11 protein-coding genes are annotated in these 18491 nt (G+C 54.7%); 7 read left to right on the top strand and 4 right to left on the bottom strand.

Annotated elements, in window-relative coordinates:
• Positions 1-71: 71 nt before the first annotated feature.
• Positions 72-2036: an AI-2E family transporter gene (locus Pla52nx_RS21990; protein ID WP_146523490.1), complete on the bottom strand. Its 1965-nt coding sequence runs from the start codon at positions 2034-2036 to the stop codon at positions 72-74.
• A gap of 204 nt (positions 2037-2240) precedes the next feature.
• On the opposite strand from Pla52nx_RS21990, the gene Pla52nx_RS21985 reads away from it, so the two are divergent.
• The 4 genes from Pla52nx_RS21985 to Pla52nx_RS21970 all read left to right on the top strand — a co-directional run bounded on the left by Pla52nx_RS21985 (position 2241) and on the right by Pla52nx_RS21970 (position 6474).
• Complete coding sequence (locus Pla52nx_RS21985) at positions 2241-2477, top strand: hypothetical protein (protein ID WP_146523489.1); 237 nt, start codon at positions 2241-2243, stop codon at positions 2475-2477.
• Positions 2478-2577: 100 nt separating this feature from the next.
• The gene (locus tag Pla52nx_RS21980) at positions 2578-3966 is read left to right on the top strand and encodes a sulfatase family protein (RefSeq protein WP_146523488.1); all 1389 of its coding nucleotides are present in this window, start codon (positions 2578-2580) and stop codon (positions 3964-3966) included.
• Between the two features lie 2 nt (positions 3967-3968).
• The gene (locus Pla52nx_RS21975; RefSeq protein WP_231742813.1) at positions 3969-5423 is read left to right on the top strand and encodes a 3-keto-disaccharide hydrolase; all 1455 of its coding nucleotides are present in this window, start codon (positions 3969-3971) and stop codon (positions 5421-5423) included.
• A 163-nt stretch (positions 5424-5586) separates the two neighbouring features.
• A complete protein-coding gene (locus tag Pla52nx_RS21970; RefSeq protein ID WP_146523487.1) occupies positions 5587-6474 on the top strand; it encodes a hypothetical protein in 888 nt (295 codons plus the stop codon).
• A gap of 27 nt (positions 6475-6501) precedes the next feature.
• On the opposite strand, the gene Pla52nx_RS21965 is transcribed toward Pla52nx_RS21970, so the two are convergent.
• The 3 genes from Pla52nx_RS21965 to Pla52nx_RS21955 form a co-directional block, all read right to left on the bottom strand.
• Positions 6502-8061, bottom strand: coding sequence for a hypothetical protein (locus tag Pla52nx_RS21965; protein WP_146523486.1), 1560 nt, complete (start codon positions 8059-8061; stop codon positions 6502-6504).
• A gap of 361 nt (positions 8062-8422) precedes the next feature.
• On the bottom strand, positions 8423-9022 hold the full coding sequence (locus Pla52nx_RS21960; RefSeq protein WP_146523485.1) for a hypothetical protein: 600 nt from the start codon (positions 9020-9022) through the stop codon (positions 8423-8425).
• A gap of 61 nt (positions 9023-9083) precedes the next feature.
• On the bottom strand, positions 9084-10640 hold the full coding sequence (locus tag Pla52nx_RS21955) for an OprO/OprP family phosphate-selective porin (RefSeq protein WP_146523484.1): 1557 nt from the start codon (positions 10638-10640) through the stop codon (positions 9084-9086).
• Between the two features lie 506 nt (positions 10641-11146).
• Between Pla52nx_RS21955 and Pla52nx_RS21950 the strand changes: the two genes are divergently transcribed.
• The 3 genes from Pla52nx_RS21950 to Pla52nx_RS21940 all read left to right on the top strand — a co-directional run bounded on the left by Pla52nx_RS21950 (position 11147) and on the right by Pla52nx_RS21940 (position 18447).
• Positions 11147-12838: a redoxin domain-containing protein gene (locus Pla52nx_RS21950; protein WP_231742812.1), complete on the top strand. Its 1692-nt coding sequence runs from the start codon at positions 11147-11149 to the stop codon at positions 12836-12838.
• A gap of 113 nt (positions 12839-12951) precedes the next feature.
• The gene (locus Pla52nx_RS21945; RefSeq protein WP_146523482.1) at positions 12952-14409 is read left to right on the top strand and encodes a sulfatase family protein; all 1458 of its coding nucleotides are present in this window, start codon (positions 12952-12954) and stop codon (positions 14407-14409) included.
• Positions 14410-14814: 405 nt separating this feature from the next.
• Positions 14815-18447, top strand: coding sequence for a PAS domain-containing protein (locus tag Pla52nx_RS21940; RefSeq protein WP_197455108.1), 3633 nt, complete (start codon positions 14815-14817; stop codon positions 18445-18447).
• The last annotated feature ends 44 nt before the right edge of the window (positions 18448-18491 follow it).

Here is an 18491-nt window from a genome sequence, read left to right as displayed (position 1 = left end):
GCGAGTGATTCGCGGTGTTTTATTCACTTGCTTGCGATTCGTGCTGGTATTTGTATCGTCTCCAGTCAAGGTCAATTCACGATCGCAGCACTAGACTGTAAATCAGATGATGCCAGTTGGTCAGGATGGCTTGGCGAGCGAGCGAGCAAAGATTCGATCTTTGATTTGGTTTGCACGTAGGATGTCGTCATGCAAGTCGCACCCCGTTTTCGGAACTTGACAAACAGACTGTCAAATCTCTTGAACCTCCCCATGCAGGCGACGACGATTTCACCTGCATAACCACCGTCGCGAATGGATTGACAAAGATACCTCGCTTGTGCGAATCCTCCTTTGGGCAGGACCACAATCACGACCACGGGTGGATTGCTGTCGGCAATATGTTGCACGATGGATTGAGGTAATGTCTCGTCGCTGATCGCGGAGATACGAAAATTGCCTTGTCCACCGATCCGCAACATGTTCAACACCATCGTTTCGCTGAAATGATGTGAAGTGCAACCGATGACCGTCGGCCTGGCATCGATCGCGTCGTCTGAAGGTAGCGTTTCGGGTGACGCATCGGATTGCTGGTCGGGTTGCTTGTCAGGATTCAACTCGTCAATCAAGCCACCGACCATTGCAAAAAGCCGATGGGTGTCTGATTCATCGAGATGTTCTGACTCGTGGTCCACACGAATTCGCTTCAGGACAGGGATCAGGACTCGATCACATGTCTTGGCAAAACCATGGTCGTTGGCGTGCTCTTTCAGAATTTCTCGGGCGCGGCGTTCATCGCCGGCTAGCAGACGCTGATAGAATCGCATCGATGTCTTGATCTCTAATTCTTCGCCGAGCAAGATCGCAATCACCCTGAACCGTGGCACATAGTGCCCCAGTACCACAAGGCAGACGGTCAGTGGCGTCGAGAGCAGAAGCCCAACCGGCCCCCATAGCCATGCCCAAAAGACCGCAGCCACGATGACGGCGACGGCGGAGATTCCAGTGCTGCTACCGTACAACCAGGGCTCAAGCACGTTGTTGCTGATCAGTTCCATGAACGTGATGAGAACCACCACCGCGATAAAGACGCTGTAGCCTGGGAAGACAGACAATGCCATGGCAGCAGGAAAGACAGCCGCCGCAGTGGGACCGAGATACGGAACGAAACGCAGACAGGCTGCGAGAACTCCCCACAACACCACGTTGGGAAACGTCCCGGATTCGGTCAGTGTGGCTCCGATCACCGCCAGTCCGATCGAGAGAACGATGCCGTAACTCGTATTGATGATCGATTGAGCTATCAAGTAGCGGCTGATTCGATTGGCGGCCTCATCGAGCGCTTCCGTGGTCGTGACGTAGTTGCCGTTGCTGATGACCGCGATGATACGATCCCGCAGATCCTCTCGGTGGATCAACATGAAAAGAGCGAACACGGTCACCAAACCTGCCGTGGCGAGCGGCCCAAGGACGGTTCCAGCCGTGGTGGCCCAGTTTGCCAAGGGCAGGTCGTCCTGCACCTGTTTGACATAGAGCGGCGTCTTCGTCGATCTGCCGTCGTTGACGCTGCTGTCCGCTTGAGTGGTTTCAGGCAACAGCCGGTCCGTCCACTCTTGCAGAATCGTCGGCTCGCTCGTCTCGGAGTCGGCGGAGTCCGTTTCGGTTTCCATCGCCTCGGTCACCTCCGACGCCAATTCGCCGAGCTTGCCCCCGACACCTGATGTCATGCCTGCCAGCCCGCGGGCTTTTGTGACTAGTTCTTGCTTGTGCCTGGGCAGGTCACCGACCAGCGTGGTCAATTCCCTGCCAATCATTGTGAACACTCCGGCTAATAGCACGAAGGCCAACGCGGCTGTCGCAACCACCGCCATCACGTTGGGGATTCCATGATTCTGCAGTCGATTGACGATCGGGCTCAGCAAAAACGAGAGCAGTAGTCCCAAAGCGAGGGGGATGAACACGTCGCGAGCGAAGAAAAGGGCAGCGACGATCAGGACGACGGCGAGCAATTGGGCGACTGCTGTCAATGTCGCAAGATCGGCCTTGGTACGGGGCATTCAATGGTTCGTTGATTGGATGGTCAATGGAACGCGTGGACGAAATGCGGCTTGGTCTACGCGGATCGCAGTTGCTGTGGATCGCAAACCCTGTGCCGTGTCTTGGGAAATGGCGCAACAGTTGCATTTGTCGACGGCAGCGCGAGGGTCGATGAAACTGTCGCCTCCTCTGCCCCCCCCTTTCCCGAACCCGGAGTCGGAACCATGCGTGCTGTTCTACTGATAGTAGTGTTGGTGTTGATCGCAGTTGTGATCGGCTGGATTCAATTCAGTTCTCCAGATGGAGATCCTACGATCCGGGTGGACACAGACAAAGTGAAAGACGACACGTCGGCTTTGGTGGAGAAGTCTAAGGACGCGATCAATTCTGCGACACAAGAGGTTGACGAAGCAGCAGAGGATGTCGATGCCACGATCGACCGAGACCCGCTGACGCAGTGATGCCGAATTCGACGGCGGTCGCGAGCACGGCACCGTTGGAGCGAGTAGAATTTGGGCACCGCTCAAATCCTGTCTCTCCCACCGACGCGGCACCCGCCTCATGTCCATGCCCAAAGTGATCCTGGTCACCGCACTGCTTTGGTGCGTCTTTTCCCACGCCTCCGCGTCCACCGCAGAAGACGCGAATAGCCCAGATGATTCGCGCCCCAATATCCTGCTGATCTTTACCGACGATCAGGGCGTGGGCGATGTGGGGTGCTACGGGAGCGAGATTCCGACTCCCAACATCGATTCCATCGCTCGCGACGGGATCAAGATGACGCAGTGGTATTCTGCATCGTCGATCTGCACGCCGTCTCGATTCGGATTAATGACGGGCAAGAATCCATCACGCTCCGCCGATGGGCTGCTGGGGGCGTTGATGTTCATGAGCGAGAAAGACAAATCGCGAGGACTACACGACGACGAACGAACCATTGCCGCGTCGCTCAGTGATGTCGGATACGACACGGCACTGATCGGCAAGTGGCATTTAGGGCACGGTGATCCTCGGTACCTGCCCGTTCATCATGGGTTCAATCATTTCACGGGCCACACAGGTGGTTGCATCGACTATTTCACGATGACGTACGGAATCATTCCGGATTGGTATCAGGGCACGCAGCATGTCTCCCAAGTCGGCTATGCAACGGAACTGATCACGGACTCAGCGGTCGATTACTTGAAAGCTCGCTCAGCCGAAACAGAGCCATTCTTTCTGTACCTCGCCTACAACGCGCCGCATTTCGGCAAAGGCTGGAGCCCTGCGGATCAGGAAACCGTCAATCTCATGCAACCACAAGCGGCGGATTTGAAACGCACCGGTCCGATCACCGATAAGATTCGACGCGAGTTTGCCGCGATGGTGGTTTCGTTGGATGACGGTGTGGGCAAAGTCCTACAGACGCTGGAGCAGACCGGGTTGGATCGCGACACCCTCGTGATCTTTTTGACCGATCATGGAGGCGACCCGACATACGGTGGCAACAATGATCCGCTGCGTGGTCAGAAAGCCACTTTGTTCGACGGCGGCTTGAAGGTTCCGTGCCTGATGCGATGGCCGGGGAAGATTAAAGCCGGCAGCACCAGCGATCAAGTCACCTCGAGCTTGGATCTTTCGCCGACGTTGTGCCGAATCGCCAAAGCGACCCCGCCGAGTGAAATTCAAGATGGGATTGATTTGACGGATCACCTGCTGGAGGGAAAGTCGATCGCATCACGAACACTTTTCTGGGAAACCGGGCGTCACAGCGAATTGGGACGCGGAAACTGGTCCGCTCTACGCGAGGGGGATTGGAAATACGTGCACGAGCCGGACGGTACCGAGCATGTCTTTGATCTCGCCTCCGACCCCAACGAAAACGTTGAACTTGTCGGTACGAAACCCGACATCCTGGAACGTTTAAAAACCACTGCTGAGAAACTGCATCGCGAATATCACGGAGATTGAACATGAAACCATTGACCAGTCATTGCTTACGCTTCATCGTCCTCATGGTCGTCTTCGCGACCAATGTGTCCGCTCAAAACCAACCCACCGACCCGAACCTCGTCGCGGCGGAACGTCCACTCGCCATTTTGCAGAACGAACACACCTGGACCAGTCTTTTTAACGGACAAGACTTGAGCGGTTGGATCGGCGATACCGAGGGATACACGGTCGAAAACGGAACGCTGGTATGCAAGAAAGGCGGCAAGACGCTGTTCTCTGAGAAACAGTACTCCGACTTTGCTTTTCAGTTCGAGTTCAAGTTGGAGGAAAGCGGCAACAATGGAATCGGAATCCGAGTCCCTCAAGGCGGCCATGCGGCGACAGACGGGATGGAGATTCAGATCTTGGACCACGACGGCACCCGCTATCAGGGCGATGCCAAAATGGAGAACGGTCAAACACGCAGGCTCAGTTGGCTGAAACCGTGGCAGTATCATGGATCCATTTACGGAATCGTCCCGGCAAAAACGGGATACCTGAAACCCGTCGGACAGTGGAATACCGAGACGATCATCGCAGTCGACGACCACGTGATGGTGATTCTCAACGGAGCCGTCATCGTCGATGCATTCCTGGAAAACACAACGCCAGTGGATGGGGGAAAGCATCCCGGAATGAAGAATACCAGTGGTCATCTGTGTTTTGCCGGACACAGTGATCGCGTCGAGTTTCGCGAGTTAAAACTAGCGGATTTGTCCAAAGCCAAGCCACTGATCAAGAACGCAACGGACAATACGCCGCCGCCCGGTTTCAAAGCTCTGTTCAACGGTGCTGATCTGACCGGCTGGAAAGGACTTGCGCACAAGAATGCGAACGAACGTCGGGCGCTAACAGGTGAGGCACTGCAGCAAGCGCAAGCCAAGGCGGATGAGCAGATGCGCGAACACTGGTCCGTCGTGGATGGCTTGCTGACCTATGATGGCAAGGGACAAAGTCTCTGTACGGAGCGTGACTACGGCGACTTTGAGTTCTACGTCGACTGGAAAATACCGCCAGGTGCCGACTCCGGGATCTACTTGCGTGGCACCCCGCAAGTTCAAATCTGGGACCCCTGGGATGCGCGAGTCAAGAACGGCGAAAGCTTGCCCGAGACGCCACAGCAGTGGGTCGCGGCGTACAAGAACGGACGCAATCTCGGTTCGGGCGGTTTGTGGAACAACAAGCGATCACGGAATTCACCCACGATATTGGCCGACAACCCGCCCGGTCAATGGAACACGTTTTTCATTCGGATGGTCGGAGAGAAAGTCAGTATCTGGCTCAACGGAAAACAGATCGTTGATCGTGTGACGCTGGAAAACTATTGGGACAAGTCCGGTCTGACGCCGGTGTTCCGTAGCGACCAGATCGAGTTGCAACATCACGGCAGCGAACTCTTCTTCAAGAATTTGTACTTGAGAGAACTGCCGTACTGATAAGACGTCAGAGTGAAAGTGCTGCAGGTTTGCAACCTGCCAATGTTGCAGGCGGCAGGTTGCATACCTGCCCCACGTAACGGTATCGACAGTGTAGCGAGTGGTGGCGATTCTCTTTACATTACGGCCGTAACCTTCTTCTCCCACGATTTCGGCCCACATCATGCAGGCAATACTGGAATGGCTTTCGACCCTGGAGTGGTCTCGATTGTTGCCCGAACTCTTGGGAAAGATGCTCGGGTTTCTTGCCGGGTTTGCTGCGAGCTGGTTTCTGTTGTTCCGCAAGCGGCTCAATGCCCTACAGCGATTGAAGAGCGGTGATACAGACGATGTGATCTTTCAAATGCATCGGCTTTGTCCCATCGCCGATGAAGACGCGCTGACATTGGTGTTTCGAAACATCGCACCGAAAACCACGCTGGAGTCGCTGTACGACAATCCCGCCGCGCGCGATCAGATGAAGGTTTTGGCCGACGGCACGACACTCCATGATCCGATCCTGAAAACAGAAGGCACCTTGGGATTTGAGGTGCTCAACGATGCAGCGGGGCATATCGCTGGATTGATGGCCATCACGCCGTTTGAACGTAGGACATGGCTATTTGCGATGACCTGTGAGGATCGGCAGGTCGTCCGCAAAAAATGCATCCGCTGCTTTTTGATTCTGCCTGAAGAGTTGCAGCGATTTTCCGACTGGCAATGGTGCACAACCAAAGTCCGTGTGGAGTCGCCTTGGCATTGGTTTCGAGTGGTCGCACTGCACCGCATCGCCTGTCTTTGGGAGACGCAAGAGTCGGAAAAGACGCAACGAGGCGAGTCGGACATGCCACTGGTGAACGCTCAACTGCGGCATGACCGAGTCCGAAAACTTTCGCTCGGAATCTTCCCCGACGAAAATCCTATTAGTTCACCCCACGTCGTCGACTGGACGGCTCATGCATCCAAGCTAGCGGAATTGGGGCTCGATCTGATGACAGCGACAGCCCCATCAGAGACTCCGGCCGCCGGACATTCTCGAGATGCAGAAGTGTCCGCGACGGAGGAGACCTGACCAGGAGATTCACCTCGGTAGGTATACTCAGAGCTGTCCAACAACCAGCCGCGCCGCATATCCACGAAAGGCCCCAAGCGAGAAGCAAGCTACTACCATCAACATGTAGACGAGTGGCCATTTGTAAACAAATGAAGGCGAACACGAGATCCACAAGATGATAGGGCAGAGAACAAGCAACGTCAGTACTGAGAAACGATCGGACAAACTCAACACGAGCGGTAACAACAGTATTATTGAGACAAAAGTACTTTGTGGTATCGCCTCAAGCGTTGCTCGCCCACATGCAAAAAACAACGCAATGGCGGTGGTCGCGATCAACAAGTCTCCGATACCGAATCGAAGCATCTTGGGTTCACTCGGTTCTTCCCCGCCTGCATGATCGCTTGGGCCATCGTCATCCAAAGGTGATCGCACCCCAGAAACACGCAAGAGCAACAAAGTTCCAAAGAGAGGGATCAGGCAGGGCAAGAGTCCTGACGCGAGATACACTCCCCGCCGAAATGCTTGACCTTTCCCTGCCAGCAGCCGCAAGTATGCCAACCAAGTGAGTGTTGCAGCAGGAAACAACGCGAGTTGCCACATCTTTGCGGTCGCTACCTGATCAGGAACAAAGGCTCCCCAACTGGAAAATCCAGGGAGCGAAAAAAGGACGCAGAGTTGGGCGTAGTCGTAAACCTGCGAGACTCTTGATCCCGATTTGAAACGCGTGCGCATCCAAATCGAGATCCACAGCACCGATGCAAAACTCACCGAAGCGAAAAGCAGGCTTCTGACAATCGGTTTCAATCCAATACTGGTTTCATGCAGGATTTCCTGACTGACAGGGTCGATCACGCGAAGTTCTTGGGAAGCCCAGTAAGTCTGCTTCGACAAGATGATCACGTTGCCATCGGACCACCGGTCACGCATCCGAGTGTCAGCGAGGGTACGGTATCTTCGTTGACCGTAGACATACAGTGGCTCCAGCCCATGGCGAGATTTGAAACGCGTTGGTCCCGTCGACTCGGCAAGCGTTCCGTCTGAGAATATGACTTCTTTAACGTCGCCATTGCTGAAATGGATGCTGCACTCATCGTGGCCAAGATAGACCTGCTGAATGGCGCTGCCAGGCGGACTGACAGTGACGGCAAGCCCCTGAGTCAATTCTCCTCGACTGGCGGAGTGGATCGCTACTTGAACTGTCGAACTGTCTACTGGATAAACCACCAGCAAATGCCGTCCGTCCTGAGTGAAGCGACACTTCGAGATCGGGGGCACCGATATGTCACAGGTCCGTCGAAGTAGTTGGGTGTCAAAGACGATCAGTGAATGGCGATACTGCCAAGCAACATAGGTGCCATCTGCATTTGTCTGCAAGGATTGCGGTAGAGCATTTAAACTGAGAATCTTCTTTTTTGATCTCAGATCGTTATCCAAACGCCAGATTTGGACGCTTTCCGTCGCGTCCATGACGACGGCAAAGAGCGTCCCGTTGTCGGTCGATGCAATCTCACGAACCGTGGTTGGCCACTGGTTACTACAGACTTGTCCTCCAATCACGATGCAGACAAGCAGGACGAGCAGTAGCCAATGACGACCGCACATGGCGATGTTCACCTGTTGGAAACGAAGAGAATCACTTCGCCGCTATCTTACACGTCGGCGGTGTGGAAAGCTGACGTGACGAGGCTGAATATTGGTTCTCGGTCATTTCCACGCTGTTCCCACATAGCCGAGCCTCTCGGGACGTGCGATTAATAAGTTGCCGCTTGCGGATTGTCGTTCGACTCTCCGAGTCGACAACGTACAGCGGAGAACGCTATCGACTTGGAAAGTCGAGCGACAATTGATTACCGCGCGTCTCGGAGAGACGCGGCTACATGTCGATCACGAAAACAGCCGAAGTGCTGGTGCACTTCGGCTGTTCGAGGGTCTGCACAACTGCCAACCGTGGTTGCGACGAATACTATGGCGTCGCTACCGGCGTCGGCTCAAGGGAGACTGGTTCCAGACCGTACTCGTGGTGTTCGACGGCGGGAACGGGTGCAACCGGTGCCTCCATCGTTGGCTCTTGCATGATCGAATCGGGGGCAACTGGGACGCTGTACCCGCTGTCACACGCATGTCCGCAGTCACCATCACACGATGCGTTACCACAGCAACCGCCGCAGGTGTCTTTCTTTTCAGCCGACCAAGTGTACTTGCACGCGGGGCACTTGTACTTTTCGGTCTTCAGCACGCAGACCTTGCGGACGCGGGCTCCGTTGTGAACGCATGCGGTGCAGCCGCGACCGCTACAGGAGTCGCACGACGCACACTGTTGCTTCTTGGCTTTCTGCCAAGGAAACACAACGCGAGGGATACAGATCGCCTTGGATTCGACTTTAAAGCAGGTCTTCTCCACTTCGATTTCTTCCGCGTCCAGTTTGCACACATGGTCGCAAACGGGGCAGCATTGGCAACCGGTTTGATCGAGCAGTTGGCCAGCCGTGGCTGTCGAAGCGACGCCCATGCAGAGCGTCAAAGCAAACAGGGCGCTTGCCAGGGTCAATTTTTTGAGAGACATGGGTTATTCACCTTCCGTGAGTGAGTTGCTATTTCGGGTACGATTGATGTTCAATTTGGGGTTAAAAATCAATCATGTAGCGGAAGCCAAGGATGGAGAAATCGCCGTCAACCCCTGCTGCCAATGGTACCGCCGATCGTCCTTGACCGGCATTGTTGATTTCGCCAGTGATGAGGTTTGCTTGCACCTTGGAGTAAGCGGTCCAGTACCAGTTGGCACCTGCCGTCAAAGCGTACCCATCACCTCCACGGATGTCGGAGTCACTCAGGTCCAGGTAGTCTGCTCGCAGACCAAGCGACAGAGCTCCCATGCCTCGACCGCGACCGCCGTTGCAGCGATCCACCAGAAAGAAGTTCTCGAATGGTTTGACTCGGTCAATCGTACCTGAAGTACGATCCAACGGAACGTGTTCGCCAGTCAAGTAGTAGTTGGCAAAGATGTATCCTCCGTGGAAGTGCAAGTCTTCGCCGTTGAATCCGCCCACGGCATCACGCTGCAGCCAAGTGCTGATGTATTCGCCAGTGATTTGCAAGGCGCCGATGTTTAGCATCGATTCGAATGCGAGCTGCTCGTAGTTGTTGGCGCCCAAAATTCGCCCGGTGTCCCACCATCGTGAGTCACTGCGTGCCAAGGGACGAGTCCGGAAACGACTTTCGTTGGAGTTCTGATCCAGGTCGGTTGTTCCGTCTCCATCGACAGCATTGAAAGAGCCGGCGACCGCACAGTGGTAATAGCCTCGTCCGCCGCTGATTTCGTCGTACCAGGGGCTGGCAGCCAATCGACCGTACAAACCGGCTTCGTGGAAGTCGCCGCGGTAGCGTCCGTCGGTGCTGATGTTCTCCAGCAAGAAGCCGCCATAACGCCAGTTGATCGACTCACTATCGTTGTGCCCGTACATACAGGCACCCAAGCGACGAGCGTCTTCGTTGAATGTCTCAACGGCCAAAGGACGCTCGGCGAATACGTTGTGACGGCTGCTGTTAAGGTGATCCAAACCGATCGGTCGTTTCTGGTTCCCGATCAAGAAGGTTTGGTTGTTCGGCAGGTTGTTGAAACCGAGATAGACGTCCTTCATCTCGGCAGAGCTTGGATTGTTAAAGTCGATCTGGATCCGGTAAAGCATGTTTCCGGGGACGGTACCAGCGATCTCCAGACGGATACGACGGAAATCCCATCGATTCTCCGGGTCATCAACGGGGTTTCCTGACTCTAGGAAGTTGATTCCAGCGTCGGAGTCCAGGAAATTCCAGTTATCCAAGTGAACTCGGCCGTTGATCTTGAACTCCGGTTTCTTCTTTTTCGCGTCCGCTTCGTCCTTGAGCTTTTCTTGGTAGCCTTCCCAGGACTCCTCCAAGCCATCGACTCGTTCGAGCAGTTTCTGGTAGTCCTTCAACGGCACGACGGCTTCATCATCCTCGTCGTCCTTCTCATCGGCTTCACCGTCCGAGTTTTCCTCGGTGTCCTCGCCGAACAAGTACGCCGTTTCGTAAATCGGCGCATTGGACCCAGAGACAAGTCCCAACAGATCGTTGTCCGCCCCAACGGCTACGGAACCGACTGCAGTGAATGCGAGTGCGGCAGCGACACTGCGCCACCGCCAGAATTCAAATACTTTCATCGTGATGAACCATCCATGGTTTCAGCAAGAGTGTTCCGCGTCGAATCCGTTCGACGCCCACCGAAGACTGACTCTTGGAATAACAATATTAAAAACGCCGAAATCTCGGGTTTCTTAATCCAAACGTTTCATCGACCCAGATGTGAAGATTTCACTTGACGAACCTCTCGTTTCGAGTCTGATAGCATCGTCCCCACCCACCTGTGCAGCATCATCCATCACCCGAACCCAACAACTACGACCCGCGTGATGCATCCAGATTGCCAATGTGACGCCGCATAACCCGCACCACCCGCGAGCATTGTGCATCAAACCTCGGATTGTTAAGATTCGGTTAAGGAGACGGGCGGTTTCCGCACGCTGTCAGCGTTTTTTCAACGCCGACCGACTGCTGAAAAAGTTTGCCGGTATCATCATTTCATCTTCTCTAAACCAGACGTCTTGAACACGAATCGGAGTTCCTTTCTGTGTATGCCCGCTCGCTCGTTGCCGTCTTTTTGTTGCTGGTGTGTTCTTCCATCTGCACGGCTTGGCAGGCAGGACCGTCGCCGATCGGCAAGCGAATCGAATCCTTCGCGCTGGACAACTGTTATGGCAAACCGGTTGCAATGAGCGATTTTGACGACAGAGAGTTGATCGCCGTCGTTTTCTTGGGCACCGAATGTCCCCTGGCAAAGCTGTACGGTCGTCGTCTCGCCCAGTTGCAAACCAAGTACGCTGAGCAAGGCGTCACAATCATCGGCATCAACAGCAACAAGCACGACAGCATGACGGAATTGCTGGCGTACCAGAACCGATTCGACATTCCGTTTCCGATGCTCAAAGATGTTGGTAATCGAGTCGCGGACGTCTTTGGTGCCTCGCGAACACCCGAAGTATTCTTGCTGGATCGTCAGCGTGTGATTCGCTATCACGGTCGAATCGACGATCAGTATGGCGTCGGCTACAGTCGCGAGGCTCCGATGCGAAATGACTTGGCCATTGCGATCGACGAATTGCTTGCAGGCAAGGACATCTCCAGTGCGCGAACGGATGTTGTCGGTTGCCATATCGGGCGTGTCAAACCGATCGAGCCATCCGGCGAAATCACTTTTACCAAACACATCGCGCCGATCCTGAACGCTAGATGTGTGAGCTGCCATCGCGAGGGCGAAATTGCTCCTTTTACATTGACCTCCTACAAGGACGTCATGGGGTGGGAGGATACCATCATCGAAGTCATCGATGAGAATCGCATGCCCCCGTGGTTTGCCAATCCTGAGCATGGGCGGTTCGCCAACGATGCAAGATTGTCGGAGCGTGAACGAGAGCTGATCGTGACTTGGATCGACAATGGGATGCCCGAAGGCGACGCAGCGGATCTGCCTGAACCACCTCAGTTTGTTGCCGGATGGAAGATTCCCGAACCTGACCAAGTCATTCAGATGCGGAAAGAACCGTTCACCGTTCCCGCTCAGGGCGTCGTGGACTACCAACGCTTCGTTGTCGATCCCGGTTGGGACGAAGACAAATACATTGTGGCGACGGAAGCGCGACCGCAGAACGTCGCGGTCGTCCACCACATTCTCGCTTTCGTCATTCCGCCGGGAAAGAAAGACGTGGATTTGGAACAAGTCTTGGCGGGTTACGCCCCCGGCAGCCTGCCTGTGGTCTGCCCAGACGGGGTCGCAGTTCACGTCAAAGCCGGCAGTAAGCTGTTGTTTGAACTGCACTACACGCCCAACGGAACCGAACAAACCGATTTGAGCTACGTCGGCGTTTGTTTCACGGAGAAAGAAAAGGTCCAGAAACCGTTGATCGGACGCATCGCGGTCAACACAAAGTTCCAGATTCCAGCGCACGACGACGACTACGAAGTCCGAGCGAAATACAAAGTCCAGGAAGATGAGGCCTTGTTGAGCATGACGCCGCACATGCATCTGCGGGGCAAAGCATTTCGCTACGAAGCACGCTTTCCAAACGGAGAGAGAGAAGTCCTGCTGGACATTCCTCGCTACGATTTCAATTGGCAGCTCAAGTACGTTTTGGCGGAACCAAAGAAATTGCCGCGTGGTACCGTTGTCGAGTGTACCGCGTGGTACGACAACTCTGGGTCCAATCTCAGCAACCCCGACCCGGGACGCGAAGTCGGCTGGGGAGACCAAAGCTGGGATGAGATGATGATCGGCTTCATGGAAACCGTCCCCACCGCAGAGTGAGATTTGTGTACGTCAGCCTCAATGTACGTCAGCCTCAATGTACGTCAGCCTTTCCAGGCTGACACTCAGCGCATGTCAGCCTGGAAAGGCTGACGTACAGAAGGAACCGCTACATGAAAACTCAAAGCCTCTGTCTTCTCTCCGCCCTGGTCTTCCTGACGTTGAGCTCTGCGATAGACACCTCCTTTGCAGAGACGCCACCCAATGTCGTTTGGATCATTGCGGATGACCTCGGTCCGGAACTGGGGTGTTGCGGTTATCCCTCCGTTTCTACTCCCAATATCGATCGACTCGCTGCCAACGGTACCCTTTTCACACACGCATTCTCTACCGCTCCGGTCTGCTCATCGTCCCGAACGGCTTTTCAGACCGGTCGTTATCAGATCGAGATCAATGCCCAGCATCACAACACCCGTGACAAGCAACCGCTGCCAGAGTCCGTTCCCACGGTGACGGGCTTGATGCGACAAGCGGGGTATTTCGTCAGCAACGGTCATGGGCTGGCAAATGACAAGAAGGTTGCGAAGTCGCATTTCAACTTTGTCTATGACTCCAAAGAATTCTTTGACGGCAACGATTGGTCGCAGCGTCAACCGGAACAACCGTTCTTTGCTCAAATTCAAATCAAGGAGCCGCACAGACCCTTCGTGAAGTCCGATCGGATTCACTCTGACGCACCGATCCCACCTTACTATCCCGAACATCCCATCACTCGGGCTGACTGGTCAGATTACTTGGCATCGATCGAAGAATTGGATCGAAAGGTCGGCCGAGTACTCGATCGACTGGAGGCCGAAGGGCTTCGTGAGAACACACTCGTGCTTTTCTTTGGTGACCACGGTCGCCCGCACGTGCGTGGTAAACAATGGCTCTACGACGGCGGGCTGCATACGCCGTTGATCGTGAGTTGGCCGGGCAAGATCGCAGCGGGGAAATCTGACGACCGGCTTACTTCGCTGCTGGATTTGATGCCCACCACGCTCGCGGCTGCAGGGATATCCCAACCGGGACTGCCGGGTTTGAGTCTGTTGTCCAGTGTTGGTCACGAGAAGCTGTTTGCGGCGCGTGATCGATGTGGCGATGCGGTGGACCGAATCCGTTGTGTTCGCACACGAGATTTCAAATACATTCGCAATTACTATCCCGATCGACCGTATTTACAACTCAGCAGCTACAAAAAGCTCTCGTATCCGGTCGTCACGTTGATGAAGGTGCTGCACGAGCAAGGCAAATGGGACGCTCCGTTCATGGCGGAGACGCGTCCTGCAGAGGAACTCTATGACTTGAACGCCGATCCAAACGAAATGCACAATCTCGCTGGAGAGGAACGCCATCAAGCGACGCTAGCTCGATTACGTCAGGAGCTGGATCGCTGGATTGACCAGACCGGGGATACGGGGGCAATTGACGAAAGCAAGACGGTCGACATGGTTGCGTTGATGAAAGAAAAGACGGCCTACTACGAAAAGGCCATGAAACAACGTGGCTTGAACCCTGCGATCTCCGACGATGACTATCTGCAGTGGTGGGCAGTCGAGTTGGGTATTTCGTCAGGGGCGAACGGTCGGTAGCCTGAACCATTTGTTGGCGGAGGGCGCGATGATGCTGCAACCGATGCGAGTTGGCGTGTTAGCCTGGATATTCATCAGCCGGCACGCGATAGCGTCCGGTTCCCGAGTAGAGGCGTGAGAACCGGACGCTATCGCGTGGCGGCTGATATGTGCAGACTGTTTTCGTGCCAATCCGCGCTTAGCGGCCTGTTGATCGAGTGAGCCGCGACGCTCTCGTAAGCGGCCGGGCCTACCGCACCCCCGATGACTTACGGCCCACGGCTCACTCTGGCGTCATCGACTCGTTGCAAACCGCAGAATCCGTCGTGGTCCGGGGTTTTTGCGGCAGCATTGAGGCCTGTGGTGAGCGACCCTCGGGACTGAAGTACAATGGAGGGCGTCAACTCCTCCGTTGGAACCGGGTTCATGAGCGATTCACAGCCACACGCAGATTGCCCTCTTGCGCCTCTGGAGTCGGTTCGTCAGATCCTGGACCGTGTCACTGAGATTGTTTGGTCGGTCGCCTGGAACGGCGACGAATCGAAGGTTTTCTGCAATCATCGCGCCCAACAAGTATTTCGCTGCGATTGCGATTCCAAGCTGATGCTGCAGGATCTGATCCAGTGCATCCATAGCGAAGACCGTGCTCAGTTCCGCCGAGACTTGGACAAGGCCAAACAATCAGGCAGCCTACGTCACAAGTTCCGCGTGACCGATAACGATGGAAACACTGAGTGGCTTGATCAGCGTCTGACAGTGGTGAATGATTCGCAAAGCCAAGTTGTTCGAATCGACGCGGTTGCTCAAGTGATCGCGGCGAGAGAACTGTCGCCCTCACCCTCGCAATTGACCTCCGACGCAGAGCATCAAACGCTGCGTGAGCACGTGGAGCTATCCGTGCTTCGAAAGGATCGAAACGGTCGAATTTTGTACGCGAACGATCGGTTTTGTGAACTTGTCGGTCGTTCGAGCTTTGACTTGATCGGTAAGACCGATTTTGACTTGTTCCCGGCCGAATTGGCGAAGATGTATTTGGCGAATGATCAAGAAGTCATTCGCAGCGGTCAGCCTGAGCATGTGGTGGAGCAAAACATTGGGCACGATGGCAAAGTCACCTATGTGGAGGTGCTGAAGCTGCCGACCTATGACTCCAAAGGTGACGTGGTCGGAATCCAGGTGTTGTTTTGGGATGTCAGCTATCAGAAGGCCGTAGAGTCTGACTTGGAACAAGCTCGTTTCTTGATGAATACTTTGCTGGAGAATGTTCCCGACTCGGTTTACTTCAAAAACCAAAAGAGTCAGTTCATTCGAATCAGTCGCAGTGTTGCCAAAGCATTGCAGTTGGATGATCCGGCGGACGCGATTGGCAAAACGGACGCGGACTTCTTCTTGGCCGAACGGGCCAATCGAACGCTTGCCGAGGAGCGAGCGATCATGGATACCGGCGAACCCATCATTGCCAAATTGGAATGCGAGACCAACGCCGACGGAGAAGAAGTTTGGAGGTCGACGACAAAAGTGCCGTTGAGAACGTCCGACGGAGAAATCCTGGGCACCTTTGGGATTTCACGAGACGTCACACGAGAACGCCGCGCTGAGAATGAACGCAATGAAGAACGAAAATTGCTCAGGACGATCATTGATAACATCCCGTCCTTCATTTACGTCAAAGATCGTCATGGTCGATTTGTCTTGGGCAATCAAGCCCTGATGCACATGCTGGGTGTGGATGCCGAAGACGCGTTGGTCAGCAAGAACGACTACGATTTTTCACCACCCGAGCTTGCCTGTGAGTACGTGACGGACGACCAAGTGGTGATGAGGACCGGTGAACCGATCACCAATCAAGAGGAATCATGCCAACTGGCCGACGGAACGCGGGTGTGGATGTCGACGACGAAGGTCCCGCTGCACGACGACAGCGGACAAGTCCGTGGGATCGTGGGCATCGGGCACGACATCACCAATCAAAAACGAGTCCACGAGCAACTGCGTGCCGCAAAGCAAGCCGCCGATGCAGCCAGCAAGGCCAAGAGCGATTTCCTCGCCAACATGAGTCACGAAATCCGCACCCCGATGAATGCCATCACGGGGATGACGGAACTGCTGCTGGACACGCGATTGACGGATACGCAGCGAGAGTATTTGGAAATGGTGCGAGGATCGGGGGACGCGTTGTTGGCGATCATCAACGACGTGCTTGATTTTTCCAAGATCGAAGCAGGCATGTTGGATATCGACACGCACCCCTTCGAATTGCGTGAGCTGATCGGAGACACCGTCAAGACGCTGGCCGTGCGCGCTCACGAAAAGCATCTCGAACTCGCCTTCCGCGTTTCACCAGAAATCCCCCAATTCGTTGTCGGTGATGCCGGTCGGATTCGTCAAGTGCTAGTCAATCTCGTGGGTAATGCGATCAAGTTCACGCAAAAGGGTGAGGTGGTCGTGGAGGTCACCGAGAGTCGCAACACGGATCAGTTCAATGAAATCTGCGTCTGTGTTCGCGACACCGGGATGGGAATCCCAGAAGCAAAGCGGGAGTCCGTGTTTCGAGCATTCGAGCAATCCGACAGTTCCACCACGAGACGTTTCGGCGGCACAGGTCTTGGTTTGGCAATCTCCACACGCTTGGTCGAGATGATGAATGGTTCGATTTGGGTTGAAAGCCAAGAGAACGTCGGCAGCCAGTTTTATTTCACTGTTCGGCTTGGATTCGCGCCGCCTGAGATGCTTGCCGAACAACGACGCGGCACGGTGGTCTTGGGCGGTACACGTGTGTTGGTCGTCGACGATAACAAAACCAATCGAACGATTCTGCACGAGATTTTGACAAGTTGGGGAATGAACCCGACGCTTGCCGACGGCACTGCGTCCGCGATGCAGGCGATCGAGATTGCAAGGGAACATGGCCAGCCCTTTGGATTGATCGTCAGTGACGTGAACATGCCAGAGCAAGACGGATTTGATTTCGCCAGTCTCTTGCGACAAGAGGAAAGCTATGCGAAAGTTCCCTTCATCATGCTGACATCGGCCGGCCGAGCGGGTGACGCCGAGAGGCGAAGTGCGTTGGATATTTCTGAACGGTTGATGAAACCTGTCAAACAGTCTGAACTGTTCAACTCAATCGTCCGTGTCTTGGGCGTCTCCTGCGCCGAAGACCAACACGAGAAGACGTCCGCCGCTGACTTTGGCATTCGTGACCTGAGGATCTTGGTCGCCGAAGACAACATCGTGAATCAAAAGCTGGCGATCGGTGTCTTGGGCGAAAACGGCCATCAGGTCGTCATCGCCAGCAACGGCCAGGAAGCCATCGATGCGCTTCAGCGAGAACCGTTTGATCTTGTGCTGATGGATGTACAAATGCCAGTGATGGACGGATTGACGGCTACCAAAGCGATTCGCGAGTGGGAGAAACCGCAGGGTAAACACATTCCCATCATTGCAATGACAGCCAATGCCATGAAAGGTGACCGAGAGCAGTGTTTGGCCGCCGGCATGGATGAATATGTTCCCAAACCGATTCGTAAAGCCACGTTGTTCTCGTGTTTGGCCGAAGTCATCAAACGTCAAACGCAAGCAGATTCCCCAACAATCTCACTGGAGCAAACGCTAGAATCGACTTCGCAGTCAGAAACGGCGGTTCACGATACCATGGAGTCTCCGATGGTCGACGAAGAAGACTTGGGCGAAGATATCAGCGGTGAAATCGCTGAGTCATGTGCAGACGAGTGCCCGATACATTGGGATGAACTTTCCGATATGTCGAGCAACAACTCCGATCTCTTGAAGCAGTTGCTTGATGCATTTGTCCAGGAGAGTGCGAGCTTGAAAGCGGCATTGCAGGAGGGGTTCCAGTCGGATGATGCCAATGCAATCCGTGCCGCCGCCCACACGCTCAAGGGAGCATCGGCGGCAATCGCAGCACCGGAGCTGTCTGAGCTATGTGCCGAATTGGAAAGTCAAGCGAGAGCAAGCGAACTGGAAAACGCTCCCGACCTCATGAAAGAAATCGAATCGGAACTGGAAAAGGTTCTGTCCGCCATCGCCGACGTCCGTTAGTCCGGCCCTCAATCGTGGAACGTCTCAGGCCGGATGATTCACGC

This window comes from Stieleria varia, assembly GCF_038443385.1.
GTDB classification, from domain to species: Bacteria; Planctomycetota; Planctomycetia; order Pirellulales; family Pirellulaceae; genus Stieleria; species Stieleria varia.
Note: the sequence above shows the minus strand (reverse complement) of the source record. Positions and strands in the feature narration are given on the sequence as shown.

Coding starts and splice junctions, on each gene's coding strand:
- Pla52nx_RS21965 (WP_146523486.1), bottom strand. CDS start 8,061: ATGTGCGGTCGTCATTGGCTACTGCTCGTCCTGCTTGTCTGCATCGTG.
- Pla52nx_RS21955 (WP_146523484.1), bottom strand. CDS start 10,640: ATGAAAGTATTTGAATTCTGGCGGTGGCGCAGTGTCGCTGCCGCACTC.
- Pla52nx_RS21940 (WP_197455108.1), top strand. CDS start 14,815: ATGAGCGATTCACAGCCACACGCAGATTGCCCTCTTGCGCCTCTGGAG.
- Pla52nx_RS21945 (WP_146523482.1), top strand. CDS start 12,952: ATGAAAACTCAAAGCCTCTGTCTTCTCTCCGCCCTGGTCTTCCTGACG.
- Pla52nx_RS21985 (WP_146523489.1), top strand. CDS start 2,241: ATGCGTGCTGTTCTACTGATAGTAGTGTTGGTGTTGATCGCAGTTGTG.
- Pla52nx_RS21975 (WP_231742813.1), top strand. CDS start 3,969: ATGAAACCATTGACCAGTCATTGCTTACGCTTCATCGTCCTCATGGTC.
- Pla52nx_RS21970 (WP_146523487.1), top strand. CDS start 5,587: ATGCAGGCAATACTGGAATGGCTTTCGACCCTGGAGTGGTCTCGATTG.
- Pla52nx_RS21990 (WP_146523490.1), bottom strand. CDS start 2,036: ATGCCCCGTACCAAGGCCGATCTTGCGACATTGACAGCAGTCGCCCAA.
- Pla52nx_RS21960 (WP_146523485.1), bottom strand. CDS start 9,022: ATGTCTCTCAAAAAATTGACCCTGGCAAGCGCCCTGTTTGCTTTGACG.
- Pla52nx_RS21980 (WP_146523488.1), top strand. CDS start 2,578: ATGTCCATGCCCAAAGTGATCCTGGTCACCGCACTGCTTTGGTGCGTC.